This is a genomic window from Streptomyces sp. NPDC001843, from assembly GCF_042891955.1.
Lineage (GTDB): Bacteria > Actinomycetota > Actinomycetes > Streptomycetales > Streptomycetaceae > Streptomyces.
This window is the reverse complement of sequence record NZ_JBIATQ010000011.1, coordinates 244,261-261,478: the sequence shown is the minus strand read 5'-3', so window position 1 is coordinate 261,478 and position 17,218 is coordinate 244,261. Positions and strand designations below refer to the sequence as shown.

The 17,218-nt window shown below is 65.8% G+C and carries 16 protein-coding genes; 1 reads left to right on the top strand and 15 read right to left on the bottom strand.

All coding sequences use genetic code 11. The features are described 5' to 3' along the window. Positions 1-33 precede the first annotated feature (33 nt). The 4 genes from ACFYZQ_RS27365 to ACFYZQ_RS27350 all read right to left on the bottom strand — a co-directional run bounded on the left by ACFYZQ_RS27365 (position 34) and on the right by ACFYZQ_RS27350 (position 4,285). A complete protein-coding gene (locus tag ACFYZQ_RS27365; RefSeq protein ID WP_389152889.1) occupies positions 34-1,296 on the bottom strand; it encodes a class I SAM-dependent methyltransferase in 1,263 nt (420 codons plus the stop codon). Between the two features lie 41 nt (positions 1,297-1,337). Further along, a complete protein-coding gene (gene rfbB / locus ACFYZQ_RS27360) occupies positions 1,338-2,348 on the bottom strand; it encodes a dTDP-glucose 4,6-dehydratase (protein ID WP_389152886.1) in 1,011 nt (336 codons plus the stop codon). 33 nt (positions 2,349-2,381) lie between these two features. Further along, the gene (gene rfbD, locus ACFYZQ_RS27355) at positions 2,382-3,248 is read right to left on the bottom strand and encodes a dTDP-4-dehydrorhamnose reductase (protein WP_389153111.1); all 867 of its coding nucleotides are present in this window, start codon (positions 3,246-3,248) and stop codon (positions 2,382-2,384) included. A gap of 164 nt (positions 3,249-3,412) precedes the next feature. Continuing rightward, positions 3,413-4,285, bottom strand: coding sequence for a LysR family transcriptional regulator (locus ACFYZQ_RS27350; RefSeq protein ID WP_389153109.1), 873 nt, complete (start codon positions 4,283-4,285; stop codon positions 3,413-3,415). A gap of 152 nt (positions 4,286-4,437) precedes the next feature. Here ACFYZQ_RS27350 and ACFYZQ_RS27345 point away from each other — a divergent pair, with 152 nt between their 5' ends. Then, entirely contained in the window at positions 4,438-5,898 is a 1,461-nt protein-coding gene (locus ACFYZQ_RS27345; RefSeq protein ID WP_389152883.1) for an MFS transporter, read from the top strand. A 64-nt stretch (positions 5,899-5,962) separates the two neighbouring features. Here ACFYZQ_RS27345 and ACFYZQ_RS27340 read toward each other — a convergent pair whose 3' ends face one another. From ACFYZQ_RS27340 to ACFYZQ_RS27290, 11 genes are all read right to left on the bottom strand, one after another. Beyond that, positions 5,963-7,132: an alpha-hydroxy acid oxidase gene (locus ACFYZQ_RS27340; protein ID WP_389152880.1), complete on the bottom strand. Its 1,170-nt coding sequence runs from the start codon at positions 7,130-7,132 to the stop codon at positions 5,963-5,965. 54 nt (positions 7,133-7,186) lie between these two features. Continuing rightward, positions 7,187-8,095 carry a hypothetical protein gene (locus ACFYZQ_RS27335; protein ID WP_389152877.1) on the bottom strand — a complete coding sequence of 303 codons (909 nt, stop codon included), beginning with the start codon at positions 8,093-8,095 and terminating at the stop codon, positions 7,187-7,189. Positions 8,096-8,140: 45 nt separating this feature from the next. Further along, complete coding sequence (locus ACFYZQ_RS27330; RefSeq protein ID WP_389152874.1) at positions 8,141-8,746, bottom strand: thiamine pyrophosphate-dependent enzyme; 606 nt, start codon at positions 8,744-8,746, stop codon at positions 8,141-8,143. Positions 8,747-8,754: 8 nt separating this feature from the next. After that, positions 8,755-9,273 carry a hypothetical protein gene (locus ACFYZQ_RS27325; protein WP_389152871.1) on the bottom strand — a complete coding sequence of 173 codons (519 nt, stop codon included), beginning with the start codon at positions 9,271-9,273 and terminating at the stop codon, positions 8,755-8,757. Next, a complete protein-coding gene (locus ACFYZQ_RS27320) occupies positions 9,273-10,670 on the bottom strand; it encodes a DUF6002 family protein (protein ID WP_389152868.1) in 1,398 nt (465 codons plus the stop codon). Before ACFYZQ_RS27320 ends, ACFYZQ_RS27325 begins: the two co-directional genes overlap by 1 nt. A gap of 123 nt (positions 10,671-10,793) precedes the next feature. Next, the gene (gene novP / locus ACFYZQ_RS27315) at positions 10,794-11,519 is read right to left on the bottom strand and encodes a demethyldecarbamoylnovobiocin O-methyltransferase (RefSeq protein ID WP_389153106.1); all 726 of its coding nucleotides are present in this window, start codon (positions 11,517-11,519) and stop codon (positions 10,794-10,796) included. 373 nt (positions 11,520-11,892) lie between these two features. After that, positions 11,893-12,585, bottom strand: a complete 693-nt coding sequence (locus ACFYZQ_RS27310) for a class I SAM-dependent methyltransferase (protein WP_389152865.1) — start codon at positions 12,583-12,585, stop codon at positions 11,893-11,895. A 116-nt stretch (positions 12,586-12,701) separates the two neighbouring features. After that, positions 12,702-13,547 (bottom strand): alpha/beta fold hydrolase, encoded by an 846-nt coding sequence (locus ACFYZQ_RS27305; protein WP_389152862.1) that lies wholly within the window; start codon positions 13,545-13,547, stop codon positions 12,702-12,704. A gap of 48 nt (positions 13,548-13,595) precedes the next feature. Beyond that, complete coding sequence (locus ACFYZQ_RS27300; RefSeq protein ID WP_389152859.1) at positions 13,596-15,254, bottom strand: cobalamin-dependent protein; 1,659 nt, start codon at positions 15,252-15,254, stop codon at positions 13,596-13,598. Between the two features lie 81 nt (positions 15,255-15,335). Further along, positions 15,336-15,605, bottom strand: a complete 270-nt coding sequence (locus ACFYZQ_RS27295) for an acyl carrier protein (protein WP_389152856.1) — start codon at positions 15,603-15,605, stop codon at positions 15,336-15,338. A gap of 3 nt (positions 15,606-15,608) precedes the next feature. Next, the gene (locus tag ACFYZQ_RS27290; protein ID WP_389152853.1) at positions 15,609-17,114 is read right to left on the bottom strand and encodes an amino acid adenylation domain-containing protein; all 1,506 of its coding nucleotides are present in this window, start codon (positions 17,112-17,114) and stop codon (positions 15,609-15,611) included. Positions 17,115-17,218: the final 104 nt, after the last annotated feature.

Here is a 17,218-nt window from a genome sequence, read left to right as displayed (position 1 = left end):
AACGCCTGATCACCGTTGGTGCAGCCTTCGGTGTCACCACCCCGACTCCGCCGATATCACGCGCGGTTCGGGTATGGGAACGATGAAACGGCCGCCCTCTTCCAGAAACGCCTTCTCCTTGCTGATGATCTCCGGCGCGTAGTTCCAGGCCAACAGCAGGTAGTAGTCCGGTACATGGTCGCTTGCTTGTTCCGGCGACCAGATGGGAACTCTGGAACCCGGTAGGAACTTTCCCTGCTTCAGGGCTGTTGTGTCACTACAGAACCGGATCTCCTGATGCCCCAGCCCGCATGCGGCCAGCAGTGCGCTGCCTTTGGTCGGTGCGCCGTATCCGGCCACTGTCTTGCCCTCTGCCACCAAGCTGCGCACCAGTTCCCGGATCTGTGCGCGCACCCGTTCCGTACGCTCGGCGAATTTCTGGTAAGTACTCTCCTCTGCGATGCCCTGGCTTCGTTCTTCCGCGAGCATCTCGGCGACGGCGGGCCGCACCTGATGGTCGGCGGTGGCCGGGGCGGCGAAGACCACGATCGAGCCGCCGTGCACATCGGCTGTATGCACGTCCACGACGCGTAGCCCGTGCGACTCGAACAGCCTGCACAGCGCGCCGAGTGAGAAGTAGGAAAGATGTTCGTGGAAGATGGTGTCGAACTGATTGTTTGCGAGCAGTTCCACCAGATACGGAACTTCCACGAAGAACATGCCATCAGGCGCCAGCAGGGCAGAGACTCCGTTGAGGACTTCGTGGATGTCGTCGATGTGGGCGAAACATTGGCGACCGAACACCAGTCGCGCCGGACCATGTCCAGCCGCGATCTCCTGGCCGACTTCGGTGGTGAAGCCGACAGGAATCGTTGTGACGCCGCGGTCATTGGCGATGTCGGCGAGATTGCGCGCGGGATCAACGCCAACCACACGCATGCCGGCCTGCTGGAACAGCTCCAGGTGAGCACCGGTGTTACTGCCGAACTCCACGACGAGATCTCTGTCGGTCAGGCCGACCCACCGGATACACAGTTCGACGAGCTGCCGCATGTGCTGGATGATCGAGCCTGCGTCCGAGGCGACGTACCGGTAATGCCCGAAAAGGACATCTGGTTCGATGACATGCCGCAGTGTCATCAGCCAGCATTTACGGCACACGCCGACATCCAGCGGGAACAGAGTCTCATCCCTCGAGTCGTCTTCCGTGCCGAGCAGGTTCCCGGCCAGTGGTGTGGATCCGAACGAGACCACATCCAGCCAATCGTTGTGCCCGCACACCCGGCACTCGTTGATGGGACGCACAATGTCCTGCATGTGTTCCTCCCCCTCACGGGCATGTCCGACGTGCTGCGCCATCATGTGCTGGCGTCGGTTGGTGAACCCGTCGCTGCGTCAGGATTTTTGAGTGGTTCCCACCAACCACGGTGAGTGCGGTACCACTCCACTGTCTCCGCCAGCCCGTCCGCGAACGCGACACGAGGCGAATAACCGAGTTCCGTACGAATCTTGGTGGTGTCCAGCGAATAGCGGAGATCATGTCCCAACCTGTCCGGAACATGCCTCACCATGTCCCAGCCGGCACCACAGGCCTTGAGGATGTGTTCGGTCAGTTCGAGGTTGGTCAACTCGGTGCCGCCGCCAATGTGGTAAACCTCCCCGGGCCGACCACCGAGGAGCACGCACTGGATCGCGCGACAGTGGTCCGACACGTGCAGCCACTGTCGGCGGTTGCAGCCGTCCCCGTACACCGGAACCTGCTGCCCGTCCAGGAGATTGGTCGTGAACAGCGGGATCAGCTTCTCCGGATACTGGTACGGCCCATAGTTGTTGGTGCATCTGGTGACCACGACGTCGAGCTTCCGGGTCCGGTGCCACGCCAGCGCCAGCAGGTCTCCCGCCGCCTTGGCTGCCGCGTACGGTGCGTTCGGGGCCACCGGGGACTCCTCGGTCCAGGCGCCCTCGGCAATCGATCCGTACACCTCGTCGGTCGAGATGTGAACGAACCGTCCCAGTCGGTGACGGGAGGCCGCTTCCAGCAGCACCTGCGTACCCAGTGCGTTCGTACGGACGAACGAAGCGGCACCTTCGATCGAGCGATCCACATGTGTCTCGGCAGCGAAGTGCACGATCGCGTCGTGTCCGGCGACCACATCGTCCACCAGATGCCGATCACAGATGTCGCCTTGCACGAACCGGTAATTCGGCAGGTCCGCGATCGGTGCCAGATTGAGCTCGTTGCCAGAATATGTCAGTTTGTCCAGAACGGTGATGTGGGTTCCCGATGAGCCCGGCAGAACGCCACGCAAGGTGGCCCGGACGAACTCCGAGCCAATGAAGCCGGCACCGCCCGTCACCAGAAGTCGCATCCGCGGAACCTCCTTTCTCTTACTCGAGGAGGGTTACCATTCATCGTCAGCCAGAAGGGAAAACGACTGCTCCAGAGCGGCAGACCAGTGCCGAATCGGCGTCAGCCCGGCCTCGCGCCAGGCGGCATGCCCCAACACCGTGTATCGGGGACGCAGTTCGCCGCCGGCGACCTGGTCGCTGCGCACCGGGCGGATTCGTCCGGGATCCGCACCGAGCAACCGGAAGATCATTTGGGCGAAGTCGTACCACGTGGTCTCGCCTGAGCTTGTCCCGTGGAACACGCCGGACGCACCGCGCCGAACGAGTGCCACGATCTGTTGTGCCAAATCCACGGTCCACGTTGGCTGGCCCCACTGGTCGTCCACCACGTCCACCGTCTTGCGCGTCTGCTCCAGCCGGACCATCTTGCGAATGAAGTTCGTGCCATGTCGACCGTACAGCCAGGCGGTTCTCACGATCGTCCCGTGGTCCGGCAGCAACTCGAGAACAGCCTGCTCGCCGGCCAGCTTCGTCCGACCGTATGCGTTGATCGGACTGGTGGTCGCACTTTCGGCATAGGGTCGGCAACTCGCGCCGTCGAAAACGTAATCGGTGGAGAGATGGACCAACCGTATCGATCGATCGCCGCATATCGTAGCGAGCTCCCTCACCCCTCTTCCGTTGACAAGAAGGGCCTCAGCTTCATTGGTCTCCGCTTCATGAAATCGCGTCCATGCTGCGCAATTGACGATCATCGTCGGTCGATACCTGGAGACAACGGCTCGGATCGATAAGCGGTCAGTGATGTCGAGATCCTGTCGAGTGGCAGCCAGCACTGGTTCGTTCAGCGCCTCCAAAACCGCCACCAAATCCCTCCCGAGCATTCCTCCCGCACCAGTAACTAACCACCGATTCACCATGCGAGCTTCCAGCCCCGCCGCCATAGTTGTCAAGGCGAATGAGTCGGTGGGTGGTTATTGCGTGGTCGTGGGCCGGCCAGTGGACTGGTTGATCCAGACCGCTTGAGAAACAGAAACACCGTTCACGGGATGGACCCGGCGCGGCGGGCCAGGAACACCGGTCGTCAGACGGTCCCGGCCTGGGCGACGGTGAGCAGGTTGAGCACGACGGCACGGCGTGCGGGATCGGGTAGCGCGAGTGCGGTGGGCACGAGGACCGGTGGGACGGGCGGAACGAGGGCGACAGCGGCGGGGACGTGGTGGAGGAAGTCTGCGGCGAGCAAGGCCCAGCAGTCTCCGGCGGAAACGGGTCCGCTGAGGAGGTCCTGGGCTCGGGTGAGGGTGGGGCCCTTCCGGGGGGTGAACCCGGCCGCCTGGCAGGCGGCGGTGATCAGGTCGTCGGTACCGGGGCTGTCCGCGCGAACGTATCGGGCCAGAGGGAGATCAGCGAGAGTGGCGAGGTCGCCGGCGGAGCCGGCGCGTGCAGCGGGGACGGCCAGGAGCAACGGCTCGTCCCAGAGGTGATGAACCCGGACGCCCGGGGTGGCCTGTGGTGCGGCCACGAAGGCGGCATCGAGATCGTGGTCGGCGACGGCGGCGAGATGACCGGTTGTCGACGCAGAGGTCGTCACCTGGAGCGTGAGGCCGGGGTACGCACCGCGGACGGCCGCGAGTGCGGCATCGACGCGGGGGCCGAGTCCAATGCTGCTACCGATGCGCAGCAAGCCTGTGTTACCGGCGGCCAGGTCGGCGGCCGCGGCGGCGGCGCGGTCGATGCCGCGTAGCGCGCGGCGTGCGTGGGCCAGGAAGGCATGGCCGTCCGGGGTGAGTCGGACCCGGCGGTGGGACCGGTCGAACAACGTGAGTCCGAGTTCGCGTTCCAGCCGCGCGACTTGCTTGCTCACCGCAGCTTGAACGATGTGCAGGGTCTCGGCCGCCCGGCCGAAGTGTTCACACTCGGCGACGGCGACGAAGTAGCGCAACTGCCGAACCTCCATCTTCACCGCCCTCCGCACCTCGATCGATTCCTATTGGTGATTGTTCCATGACCATGTTGGTCATTGATCGGCTTTGGTGAGACCGGCTGAAGTGAAGTCAGCGAGTAGACGTCATGAGGCAGGACGGAAGGGCCGGTATGAGAGAAACCGACGTGGCCGAACCGATGCAGGCAGGGCGCTGGGCAGCGTACTCGGTGTGCCTGCTGGCAGGATTCGTAACGCTGCTGGACGTGAGCGTCATCAACGTCGCGGTCCCCTCGATGCAGGCCGGGCTGCACTTGTCGGCCGGGCAGATGCTGTGGGCGGCGTTCGGCTACACACTGACCTTCGGGGTGGTGCTGGTGCCCGCCGGGGCGCTGGGTGATCAGATCGGCAGGCGGCGCACGCTGCTGGTTGGGCTGGCCTTCTTCGCGTTCGGCAGCCTGGCCTGTGGGCTGGCGGCCTCCGGGTGGTGGCTCGTGGTCGCCAGGCTGCTGCAGGGCCTCGCCGCAGGGGTGGTGACGCCGCAGGTGGTCGGGCTGATGCGGCAGCTGTTCGCACGGGGCCCGGAACTGGGCAAGGCAAGCGGGGCGTACAGCGGGATGATCGCCGCGACCACGGCCATTGGTCCGCTGGTCGGCGGTCTGCTGATCCAGGCCGGCGGCCCTGACGACGGATGGCGGTGGGTGTTCCTGGTGAACGTGCCCATCGCGGCACTGTCGCTACCCTTGGGCCTGCGGTGGCTCCCCCGCGATCGGCAGCAGGTACGAGGAGTCCGACTCGACCTGCTCGGGATAGCACTGCTCGGATCCGGTGTCGCCGCGCTTATCCTGCCGCTGATCGCGGCTGAGCAGCGACAGCCGTCGGTGCCCTGGTACCTGCTCGGGCTGTCGGCCCTGCTGCTGGCGTGTTTCATCGCCTGGGAGCAGCACTGCACGCGTTCCGGCCGGGCACGGCTGGTCAACCTCGCGATGTTGCGCCAGCGCGACTATGCGATAAGCGCGTTCGTCGGCATGGGCTACTTCGCCGGCTATGTCGGTATCCCGTTCGTGGTGTCGCTGTACTTCCAACAGGGGCTGGGTTACTCGGCACTGGCCGCCGGCGCCGTCGGGACCCCCACTGCGCTCGGCGCGGCGATCAGCGCCCCGCTGGCCGGCCGCGTGGTCCACCGGGTCGGACGCCGGTTGGTCGTCATCGGACTGGCCGCCGTCGCACTGGGATCCGCCGGGCTGCTCGCCCTGATCGGCCACCGCGCGGGCGGCCTTGTGTGGCTGCTCGTGGCCGGGCCGCTGCTGCTCGTCGGCGTGGGCAGCGGGCTGGTGATCGGCCCGAACCTGACGCTTGCCCTGCAAACGGTGCCCCTGACCGAGGGAAGTGCCGCCGGCGCCGTCCTGCAAACCGGGCAGCGCATCGGATCGACGATCGGGATTGCTGTCATCGGAGCGCTGTACTTCGGCTCCCTGACCGACCACCGCGGCGACCATCTCCGCGCCGCCACCGACGGGTTCCTCGGCTCCACCGTGGCGATCACGATCACACTGCTGATCACCGTCATCGCCCTGCTGGCCACGCGGGGCCGGCGACCGTCCAAGCAGCCCGGCGCCCCAGCCACCGTTGGCGACCGGCCCGACTGAACCCAAGTCCGGCACCGTTCGGTGGGCCGGCGCGATCACACCATCCCCGGTGGCACCGACGGTGCTACCGGGGGATGAGCCAGTCCCGGCCGAGATCGGCGACGTCCGAGCAGCCCATGAGCGCCAGGGTGCGGTCGATTTCCTCGCGCAGGATGTTGAGCACGTGTTCGACCCCGGACTCGCCACCCACGGCAAGTCCGTAGAGCGCCGGGCGACCGATCAGGCAGCCATCCGCACCGAGGCACAGAGCCTTCACCACGTCGGTGCCTCTGCGGATCCCGCCGTCGACGAGCACCGTAGCGCGGTGGGCCAGCCGGTCGGCGATCACGGGCAGCGCGTCCAGTGTGGCCGGGGCGCCGTCCAGCTGCCGGCCGCCGTGATTGGACACGATGACCCCGTCCGCACCGAGCGAGACAGCGCGCTCTGCGTCATCTGCGTCCAGGATTCCCTTGACGTAACAGAGTCCCTGCCACTGCGCGCGGACCCTGGCGAAGTCGTCCCAGTCGAGTTCGCCGGCCATCATCCGTTCCCGGCGCACCTTCGCCGCGAGCGCACCGGCCCCCACTCCGCTCATCCCGACCAGGTTGCCCATGTACACCCGTTGGTGGCGCAGGACTTTGTACGCCCACCGAGGGTGCAGCGCGGCGTCCAACGCGTGCCTGGGGGTCAGCACGGGCGGGATGCTCATGCCCTGCAGCCGTTCCGGTTCGCGATTTCCGAACACCGGTGTGTCGACCGTGACCACCAGCGTCGGGCAATCGGCTCGTCGGCCGCGCTCGAGCAGCCAGTCCATGAGTTCTCGATCGCGCCACGGATAGACCTGTAGCCAGTGTCCGACCGGACTCGCCTCGGCGACCTCTTCGACAGAATAGGACGCTGCCGTGCTCAAAACGATCCTGGTACCGGCCGCGGCCGCACCGCATGCGGTGGCCAACTCGCCGCGCCAGTGCACCAGTCCGTTGATCCCGGTCGGCGCAATCATGACCGGGATCGCCAGCTCGGTGTTTCCGAACCGGGCAGCCATTTTCCGCCCGGCGGAACTCCGCAGTACTCGTTGGCGCAGGGACCAGCGGGCGAACGCGGACCGGTTGGCCGCCAACGTGACGGAATCGTCTGCGCCGTTCTCCACGTACGCCCACACCAGGTCGGGAAGGACCCGCCGGGCGGCCGTCCGGTACCCGGCAATGCTGATCGGCCGGCCCTGCTTCGGCAGGGCGAACCTGATTGCACCCACTGACACCCCCGGGGAATGCACCGGCCAAAAGGGAATCGACTCACTCGTTCGCCGTCAGCGAGTGTGCAGTTCAGTCAAGTCGGGTGCCGTCCGCAGCGTCGGGACCACCGAGTTGAGCAGGAACAGTTCGCAGTCGGCGGCGACTGTTCTCAGCGCCGCGTTGGCCGCGCGGATCCCCTCCACCTCATGCTGGTCGAACAGCAGTGCCAGAGTGGTCCCGCTGTGTGCGACCGAGACTCCGTAACTGCCACAGGCCTCAGCCACTTCTCTGGCAATCTCGAAGTTCCGCTTGTACACCCGCCGCTGGTTGACCTCGGCGCTGATCATCGCGGCCCGGCCGATCAACGCGAGATCACCCAGCCGGAAGCCCCGGTCCACCAAGTCGAACGCCAAGGCCAACCGCTCGCTCTCGGCCTCGGTACAGGGCAGCCGCCGCATGGTCACGGTGTCCACCGTCCCGCCCTCGTCCAGCACCAACGCAGCCATCGGCGGCGGGTCGTCGTAGCGCAACAGCACCTCGCCGCGGATGAAGTCGAACAGTGTGGGGACCGGACGGCACACCGCATCGGACGGCTCCAGTTCGCAGCACAGCCGCATGATGTCGTCGTCAGCGAGCGGCACGCCGAGCCACCGCGCCATCGCCCGGCACAGCGCCGTCAGATCCGCGGAGCTGCTCGCGTGGCCGCGGCCCTCCGGGATCATCGAGCTGACCAGCACGTCCAGCCCGACATCGGCGGAACTGGCCCCGACCAGCCGGTCGAGCAGCAAATCGCACATCCGGCGGACCTTGACCTTCGACCGTGGCCACACCCGGACGCCGGGCAAGTAGGAGCCACGCACGACCACGTCGCTGTACCAGTCGACGGGAAAGGTCACCATCAACTCGCGGCCGTCAACCGTGCCTTGAACGAGCTCGCCGCAGGTACCGACCGCTCGTCCGCGTCCGCTCTCAACAGGTTGCATCGACCTTCCAGTTCTCGCTTCCAGTTCTCGACGGCCGCCTGCCGTTCACACGACGGGCAGTTCGGACCTGGCCCGCAAGCCTCGGCAGTGCGTGCGGAACCGAGCCGCGTATCCGGCCAGGCGGCCCTCGATCCGGCCGGGGACGTTCTGGCCGTCCGGCGCGACCGGGAGGCGCAACAGATGCGGTCGGGTGAGCTCGCCGGCGAGGAGGCCGGCCACCACGGAGCCGACGCCGTCGGCCGGTGGTGGGGACAACACCAGATAGCCGAGCGAGGCCGCCCAGGACTCGATGTCCCCGACCGCTGGGGTGGGCTGGGCGCCTGTGGAACTGTACGCGCGGTCATCCAACACGATGTGGATCAGCGGCAACGCGTTGAACTCGGCGGCCAGCAACAGCGCGCCGGGATTCATCGCCAACGCGCCGTCCCCGTCGACGACGATCACCGGCTGGGACAGCCCGGCCGCGACGCCCACCGCGACACAGCCGGCCAGCCCCATGGAGCCGACCATGTAGAAGTGGCCGGGCTTGTCCTGGATGCCGTTGGCGATACGGCAGGCATAGCCGGTGGTGAACACGATCGGCGTGTTCCCGGACGCGCCGATGATCTCGGCGATGGCTGCCACCTTGGTCTGCGGCGAGTGCGTCGTCATGCGGATCGTCACGCGCGCCAACCGAAAAGACCGGGGGCGATGAGCAGGAACCGCGGTTGGTCCACCTTGGCGGCGAGCCAGTCGGCTGTGGCCTCGGTCAGGTCGGCGCCCTCGGCGAGCCAGCGGACGTCCGCATCCAGACCGGCCAGGATCGTCGGAGTGAGCGTGCCCATAGCGCTGTTCTCCTCAGTGTTGTCCGGGGCCATGCCCCGGACGCTGATGACCGTGACCACGTCGAGCCGGCAGGGCATGATCAACGACGCGAATGCGTTGACCGACTGGCCGAACCCGGAGTTCTGCATCAAGACCACCGGCTGCCGGCCGGCCAGTGCCGCGCCGGCCGCGACCCCGACCGCGGAGTCCTCCCGCGCGATGGTCCGCATCCCGCGCGCGGCGTCGAGCTCGCGGTACAGCTGGGCGAGCACGCCGCACGGGGTGCCCAGGAACGGACCGGACCGACCGGTCGTCAGGATCCGCGCGAGCCGACCGGCCACGTCATCAACGGGCTTGACCACCGATGTACCCATCAACCGCCCTCGCCGTCCGCCTGGATCGCACCGCTGATGAGCGCGCGTACCTCGTCCGGGGTGTTCACCTCGATCAGCCGACTCCGGTCGATCTGGTTGAACTCACCTTCGGAATACGCGCCCGAGCCATGGATGACCACGTCGGCACCGGCGGGGATCAGGTCACGGTCGATCGCGTTGAGGCAGCCGACGGCGGACATCACCATGGCCCACTCCCGCAGCTGGCGGGGGTCCTCCGGCAGCCGGTGGAAGTCGGCGCCGCGCAACAGATCTCGGACGAAGGCATAGCGGTTGACGCACTCCGGCAGGGAAACCACGATCCCATCGCCACCGTGGTCGGCCACCAGTTGCCGGACCGCTGTCGTCGTCGGCGGGTTGCGCGTGTAGAAGGTCCGTTCCAGGCGCTCGCCGGTTGAATAGCAGTACTCGGGCAACCGGGGATCGGCGTCCGCGGGCCTGGTCAGCAAGCCGTCTCCGGTGGCCCGGTAAAGATCCCGGACCACGGTCTCGACGTCGATGCCGGTGACGGCGCTGACAAGATCCGGCGTCTCCAGATGCTGCACCAGCAAGTAGCGCTGCGGCACGTCGAACCGGACACCGTCCTCGGCCGCCATCTGCCGGCCCAGGTCGTGTCCGAGGAAACCGTAGGCGCTGGAGACGGCGTGGGTGTGCCACCGCTCGCCGACAGGCGGGAAGTACTCGTACTCGAACAGTGTCCGAATGAAGTCGGCCACCATGTAGTTCTTCGGGTTCAGCGTGTACCAGACTCGAAATCCACGCAGGACAGGATCGCTGGCGACCAGATCATCGACGGCGGCCGTCGTGATCTTCTTGACGTGTTCACGTTCGGGGCCGGAGTAGACGCCCATCGGGTTGGCCGCGTGCAGCGCCGGATCGGCATCGAGGTCGGAGGCCCACAGTTTGGGCAGTGAACTGTCCGGCACCACGGTGACCACGCGCAGCCTGCCCGGGTCCGACAGGCCGACCCGGTAGGCGCGTAGCACCGCGTTACGCAGCGCCACCGCCTTGTTGGCCGCCGACGGGGTCACCAGCAGTACCGGCTCGCCGGTCAGCTCGGTATGCCGCACCGCGCGGGCCACGATCACCGAGGAGCCGAACGTCTTCGTCGTGTGTGTGCCCGGGTTCTCGGTCAAGTCGAGGAAGTGAAGCCGACGCCCCTGGTATTCGCCGAGTTCGCTGGCGGAGATCGCGCTGACCGAGAAGAACTCGTCCAGCTCGGGGCCGAGTTTGGGAAGTTGCCAGCTCGGTTCGAACCAGGAACCGGTACTGGCCCAAGTGGCATCGATCCGCTCACTGGCCACGAGCAGATGCTGATAGTAGAAGCTGAGAGAGTTAGGGACTCGATGCAATACCCCCGTGGCTGAAGAGCCCTGCACGGACCGATGTTCTGAGTGAGTACACATTACGGGTCACCGCATTCTGATCCGGGTCCGCGATTGGTGTTCTTGCGCCCTCCGCCCGGGTGGTCCACATACCCGAGGCGTCGAGTCGCCGTGGAACTACTTGGTGCGCTGCCAGTAGACACCGTCGCGGTCGATCCTGATCAGTTCGTCGGTGATGTCGAACCGCGCTCGGTATTCGTCCACCGCGACTTTGCACGGCGGGCACATCAGGTAGTCGTCCACGATGACGTAGCCACCGACGGACACCTTCGGGTAGAGGTTGGTCAGGGTGTCCCAGGTGGATTCATACAGGTCCCCGTCCATCCGCAATACGGCGAGCGCGTCGATCGGCGCGGTGGGCAGCGTGTCCTTGAACCAGCCGGGGAGGAACCGGACCTGATCGTCGAGCAGATCGTAGTTGCGGAAGTTGCGCCGAACCTCGTCCTCGGACACCGCGAGCACCGAATTTCGCCGATGCAGCGCCATCTTCCGGTCGCCGGCATGGCCGTCCTCACCGACGTCAGGAATGCCCTGGAAGGAGTCAGCGACCCACACGGTCCGGTCGCGCACGTCGTGGGCGCGCAGTATTCCCCGCATGAAGATGCACGCTCCCCCACGCCACACCCCGGTTTCCACGAGGTCACCGGGGACGTCGTTGTCGAGAACATCCTCGACACACTGCCGAATGTTTTCGAGGCGTTTGATTCCGATCATCGTGTGCGCGTTCGCCGGCCAGTCGCGTCCCTCGTTGCGAACCTCTTCCCGGTACGTTGAATCGCGATGGGAGAAGTTTTCCCGGTGCGCGGGATCCTCGTACACCGTCCCGGCTAACACCTTGATCATGAGGTCCAGATACAGCGATGAGTGGCTGCCTGCGCCTTGGGGGGTTTCTTCGGGCTGAGATTGGAGTATGTGTGCCACGCTGCCTACGATAGGTGCCACCACCAGCCGGGTCCAGGTGCCTCGGCTCAGTATTTTCCACCCACCGTGCTCACGCCGTGAGTTCGTTGAATCCGCAGCTGACGACTCGATGCCATAATTCTTTATGTATCCGCCGTCTTCGAGTTCTTCCCGGACGCCGATCTCCTCGAATGCGTTGGTGCGGCGGGACTGCACTGCCGGGGCCGGCCGCGGTGCGGCCGGCCCCGGCAGTCCGGTGGCACCTTCGATGTCGTGGCGGGCGATCCAGTGCTGAGCAGCAGGACCGAACCGCCACTCAGGCGGCGGCCCGACGGGCAAAGCACTTGACCGTGGGAACGCCGTAGCCCCGGTCATCGACCCAGATTCTCTGCTCGGACACCGGCGTCTGACCGGCCGCCTGAGCCAGGGCGTCCCGGTAGTCCTGGAGCCGGGGCGCGTAATAGTGAGCCAGCGCCCAGGCGGCCTGCATCTCCGGGGCCCAGGGCCGCTCCTTCAGAAACTGAACCCACGTTAGGAACCCGGGCTCGTCGAAGTCGCTGACATGCAGGAAGGAGACGTTGAGGATGGCTCCCCCTGGCTTGACCAGGCGCAACATGGTGTCGAACCCCGCCGGGAGCCGGGTGAGCCGGTGGAACGCGTGCCTCGAGACCACCAGATCCGCCTTCCCGAGCAGATCTTCCATGCCATCCGGGGACTGCGCGTCCCCGTGACGGAATTCCAGCTCCTTGCCCTGCTCGGCGGCATACTCCCGGGCGATGCGGACCATGTCCTCCGAGAGGTCGACACCGACCAGGTTCAGCGATGGGAACCGGGAGGTGAGGATGATCTCCAACTCCCCGGAACCGCAACACAGATCCACCACGGTCTGGCCGTCGGCGATGCCGGCGCCGACCAGCAGATCCACGAACTCGTTGTACCTTTCGAACGCCCGGGAGCCCATCCGGTGAAAGGCTTCGGCCTGGGATCCCGTAATCGGTTCGATCTTCATCTCGATCCCCCTAATGCTGCGTCAGTGAACTGATCTCAACGATTGGCGGGGTTAGCGGCTCGATGCACTGAGCCTACATGCCACTTCGGTGCTCTGATGCCGGTCGGTCCCGGATTCTAAGAACCGTTGTGCGAGCGCGCTTTCGTGAACACCTCGAACAGCAACTGGGCGAAGGGCTCCGAATCGGTCAGGAAGCCGGTGTGGTCGCCGGGAAAGTCGACGATTTCGGTGCCGAGTTGATCGGCGAGTGCGACCGCGGTGCGGTGGAAGAGCGCCCCCTGGGCCTTGGATCCGCCGGCGATGACGATTCGGTCGGCAATGGATCGCAGCGCGTCGATGTCAGGCCGGTAGCGGGTGGTCGGGCGAAGGGTGAAATGGAAGAGCCGGTCGAGGATGGTCCACACGTCCCACGGGGCGGTGAACGAATTCGGTCCGGGCGGCTCCGGGGTCGGCCGGTGCAGGCGGATGTCGGCCAGGGCGAGGTACTTCTGCAACGCCGCGGGGCGGTCCTCACGGTACATGTCGCATATCTCGTCGATGGCGGCGCGCACCTCTGCGCGGTCGGTCAACAGCTCCAGCAGCGGGGGCTCGTGGGCGACCAGCATCCTGACCTGGTCAGGGTGCTGGGCAGCCAGCGCGAGCGCGGTCACACCGCCTCCGCTGCTGGCGAACAAGTACGCCGGCCCGGCGTCGAGCGCCGAAATGAGCCGGTGCACGTCGTCGGCCATCAACTCGGGGACGGCGTCCTGGTTCGGGTCATCCGCAGGGCTGCTGTGGACCCCACGGGGGTCGAAGGTCACGACCGTGAAGTGCTCGGCCAGCGGCCGCGAGATCGGCGCGAACCCTTTGCAGCCCATGGGCAGACCGACCACGACGAGCAGGGGACCTGCTCCTTGGATCTCGTAGTGCAAGCGCGCGCCAGGCACTTTCAGGCTATACACCACCGGTCCGTGGTTCGCCATGGTCAGTCGGTCCTTCCTGCTGTTGAGAAGTGTGCCGTCTCCGTGGGGTCACGGGGTCGTCGAGAGCTCGCGGATCAACTCCTGCGGCACCGTGACGTCGTCGAACCAGCGGCCGCCGAAGGGGCGGGGTATCGGCAGGATCTGGTCGCTGGAATAAGCGAGGATCTTGCGGTTGTAAGCGCGCATTTCGTCCCGCAGGGTCGCGGGGAGCCGGCCGTCCAGGGACAGAGCGTGATCCATCTCCGCGAGGAGCCGCTTGGTCTGTTCAATCGTCTTCAGCACCGCTTCGCAGAACACGCTGGACAAGACACCGTGCTCACCCTTGATGCTCACCAGCCGCTCGATCGCCTCGTAGGAGACATCCTGAATGTCGCGTCGGCTCAGCCACTGGGTCTCGTAATTCAGCCGACGGTACCAGAGCGGTTCGACCATGGCCTGCCGATGTTGCTCCAGCGTACGGTGGTGAATTCGATAGCCGTACTTGGCGGGCTCCTCGAAGAATCGGCAGCCAGGGTCCAGGAAGGGCACCATGGGACAGATGAGCGGAAGGACCGACGACCCCGCGAACTTGCTGATCAGGCGCTCCGAGTAGGCAACCGTGTCGCGTACGGACTGGCTGTCTTGATATGGCATGCCGATGAAAAACCAAATCATCACGCCCTTGACCCCGGCGTCCAACGCGCGTGGAATCCATTCCTCCATCTCGGCCATCGTGTATGTGCCGCGGCCGGCGGCCTTGCTGATCTTCGGGTCGTGCGACTCGGGGGAGAGCATGATGTACGAATCCGTGGAAGTGCCCATCTTCTTCAGCGTGTCGTCCGGCGTCAGGTTGAACTGCTCGAAGAAGACACTCCGGTACCCGAGGTCGCGCACGGCATCGAGGTATGCGTGCATCCTCGTCCTGCCTTCCGAGTAGCACTGGAGGGCGTAGATGGAGGTGTGTCTGGCCGCCTCCCCCATCGTCTTGAGCTCCTCGACGATCAGGTCGTTGTCCTTTCGCACGAGGGTCCTGTCCACCTCCATGATGTTGCGATAGGCGAAGCGAGAGCCACCGCACCAGCCGCAGTCGTGGGCGCACCCGGTGTTCGGCAGCGTCATGATCAGCTTGCTCGAAAGCGGCGTCACCGGCGTGTTCCGGTAGTAGGACCAGTCATTCCTGACGTTGTTGTAGTCCGTGGTGGGTTTGTGACTGAATCCTGTGGTCTCGACCCGATCATCACCCTTGTAGAGGAGGTTGGGTATCGAGCTGAAGTCCCGGCCACCCCGGACCACGGCCTCGACCAGCTGGGTGATGGGGGCGAGTGTGTCGTAGCCCTGCACAACGACGTCCACTTGCGGGTACCGGATGAGTTCCCGGGCAAAGTAGGTGGCCGAGATGCCACCGAAGACGATCAGCGACTCCGGATGAATCCGCTTCACCGCCTTGGCCAGCTCGATTGCACCGTTGCACTGGGTCATCCAGTGCAGGTCGAAGCCGAAGACCGGCGCTTCCAACCGCCCGATCAGTCGCTCGACGTCGAGATTCGGGTGCGTCAACATCAGGGAGGCGATGTTGACGATCTGGCAGTCGAAGTCGTGGTCGGCCAGCTGTTGCTTGATCGAGAACCAGCCGATGGGGTACATCTCGTACACGGACGTGACGTTGACACTGTCGCTGTCACTCAGGTAGGCGAACAGGATGTCGTCACGGTCCCGGAAGTCGTACACGCTGGGCGCATGTAGCAGGAACATGTCCGCGTTTAATTTCAATTGGACATCCAGACTACTTGTTGGCGGGAACGACGGTCTTCACTTCTGCGACAGACTCTCGTGCACCAGCTCACTCAGGGTGCGCACGGACTTGAAGGTGGTGGCGGTGACGTCGATCAACGGCACGTGGACGCCATACTCCTCCCCGAGGTGTGCGACCAGAATGGCGGTGTTCAGGGAGTTGAGTATCCCGAGCTCGAGCAACGGGGTATCCGCGTCGAGCTCGCCCTCCGGATCCCCGGCCAGGAAGCTCTCACGGATGTAGGTGAGCAGCTCGGACGAAATGTCTTCTCGGGTCTGGGTCGTCATTTCTCACCCTTGAACTTTCTGTGCGCCGTGGAGTGGTTTCTGCAGAGCCGCGAGGTCGAGCTTCCCTCGATCGTTGTGGGGCAGCCGGTCCACGAAGCGGATGTCACCGGGAATCATGTGCGGTGCGAGTCTGTCGGCCAGGTGTCGACGCAGCGCGACGTTCCCGAAACTGCTTCCCTGGCTTCGGACCACGAACGCGGACAGAACCCGGTCCAACCCCTCGCCCACCGCGACGACAGCGGCCTCGGCGACCCCCGGATGGGAGTACAGCGCCGCGACGACGTCTCCGAGTTCGATCCGGTGTCCGCGGATCTTCACCATGCCGTCGCGGCGCCCGAGGTAATCGAACGAACCATCTGGCCGGACCTTGACTCGATCGCCGGTCGCGTAAGGGCCCTCCTGCGGCTGCCGGCCCCAGTAACCAGCAAAAACTGTCGGCCCGCTGACGACCAGCTCGCCCTCCTCACCGGGTTCCGCTTCCGAACCGTCGGCGCGGCGAGCCCAGACCCGGTCGCCGCTGCACGGCCTGCCGATCGGGACCGGCAGGTCGCGGGCAAGGTCCGCGGGGCGGACCTCGTGATAGGTGCACACGTTGGTCTCGGTGGGTCCGTACAGATTGAGCAGCCGGGCGTCGGACCAGGCGGCGAGGGCTCGCAGATGGCCGATCGGAAACGGCTCGCCGGCGAACAGCAGCGCGCGGAGCGTCTCGGGCGCGGGCCGATCGAGCAGACCGCCGTCACGCAGCATGAGAATCAGAGCGGAAGGCACGGAGTACCACACACTGATCCGCTCACGGTGCAGGAACTCGACCAGCCGTTCCGGGGCGTACGCGAATTCGGCGTCTATCAGACACACGGCCGCCCCCACGGTGAAGGCGGCATAGAGGTCGAGTACGGACAGGTCGAACGAGAGCCCCGAATGGTTGGCAAAGCGGTCCCACGGGCCGGGGGCGAGTTCCGCAACGGCCCAATCGATGAAGGCCAGGGCGCTGCGGTGGCTGATGCAGACACCCTTCGGCGTCCCGGTCGAACCCGAGGTGTAGAGGATGTAGGCGAGATCGTCCGGTTCGACGCGCGTGTTCACCGGTGTACGCGGGAGAGCGTCGGACGCCGGCGCGGCGTCGAGGTCGACGCACGCGAGGCAGTCGCGCAGCGGGCTCGGCACCCGTGCGGACAGGTCCTGCGGAGCGCACAGGGCGAGCGCCCCGGACTCGCGCGCGATCGCCACGAACCGCTCGGGGGGAGTGAGGGGATCGACCGGGATGTAGATCGCGCCGAGGCGCAGGACCGCCTGCATGGCGGCGATCGCGTCGGCGGACTTGGGGGACCAGATCAGGACTCGATCCCCCTTTCCGATTCCCTGGCCGGCCAGCCTGCCGGCCAGGGAATCGGCTCGTTCGTCGAGTTCCCCGTAGCTCGTCGAACCGGCGGGCCCGACGACCGCGGGAGCGTCGGGTGTGCGAGCTGCGGAGGCGGACAGCAGGTCGTGGAGGCCGCGCCGATCACTCATGCTTCGGCTCCTGGGTGCAGTAGGAAAGGTTGGTTGGTCATGTGGAACGTCTGACGGCACGAAAGGCTCTGGTTCTGCCGTCAGGGGTCATTTGCTGAACCTGT

What these genes read in the sequence shown, in the direction of transcription:
- ACFYZQ_RS27305 (WP_389152862.1), bottom strand. Translation starts at nt 13,547, where the DNA reads ATGGCGAACCACGGACCGGTGGTGTATAGCCTGAAAGTGCCTGGCGCG.
- ACFYZQ_RS27325 (WP_389152871.1), bottom strand. Translation starts at nt 9,273, where the DNA reads ATGGGTACATCGGTGGTCAAGCCCGTTGATGACGTGGCCGGTCGGCTC.
- ACFYZQ_RS27310 (WP_389152865.1), bottom strand. Translation starts at nt 12,585, where the DNA reads ATGAAGATCGAACCGATTACGGGATCCCAGGCCGAAGCCTTTCACCGG.
- ACFYZQ_RS27335 (WP_389152877.1), bottom strand. Translation starts at nt 8,095, where the DNA reads ATGCAACCTGTTGAGAGCGGACGCGGACGAGCGGTCGGTACCTGCGGC.
- novP (WP_389153106.1), bottom strand. Translation starts at nt 11,519, where the DNA reads ATGATCAAGGTGTTAGCCGGGACGGTGTACGAGGATCCCGCGCACCGG.
- rfbB (WP_389152886.1), bottom strand. Translation starts at nt 2,348, where the DNA reads ATGCGACTTCTGGTGACGGGCGGTGCCGGCTTCATTGGCTCGGAGTTC.
- ACFYZQ_RS27290 (WP_389152853.1), bottom strand. Translation starts at nt 17,114, where the DNA reads ATGAGTGATCGGCGCGGCCTCCACGACCTGCTGTCCGCCTCCGCAGCT.
- ACFYZQ_RS27365 (WP_389152889.1), bottom strand. Translation starts at nt 1,296, where the DNA reads ATGCAGGACATTGTGCGTCCCATCAACGAGTGCCGGGTGTGCGGGCAC.
- ACFYZQ_RS27350 (WP_389153109.1), bottom strand. Translation starts at nt 4,285, where the DNA reads ATGGAGGTTCGGCAGTTGCGCTACTTCGTCGCCGTCGCCGAGTGTGAA.
- rfbD (WP_389153111.1), bottom strand. Translation starts at nt 3,248, where the DNA reads ATGGTGAATCGGTGGTTAGTTACTGGTGCGGGAGGAATGCTCGGGAGG.
- ACFYZQ_RS27295 (WP_389152856.1), bottom strand. Translation starts at nt 15,605, where the DNA reads ATGACGACCCAGACCCGAGAAGACATTTCGTCCGAGCTGCTCACCTAC.
- ACFYZQ_RS27330 (WP_389152874.1), bottom strand. Translation starts at nt 8,746, where the DNA reads ATGACGACGCACTCGCCGCAGACCAAGGTGGCAGCCATCGCCGAGATC.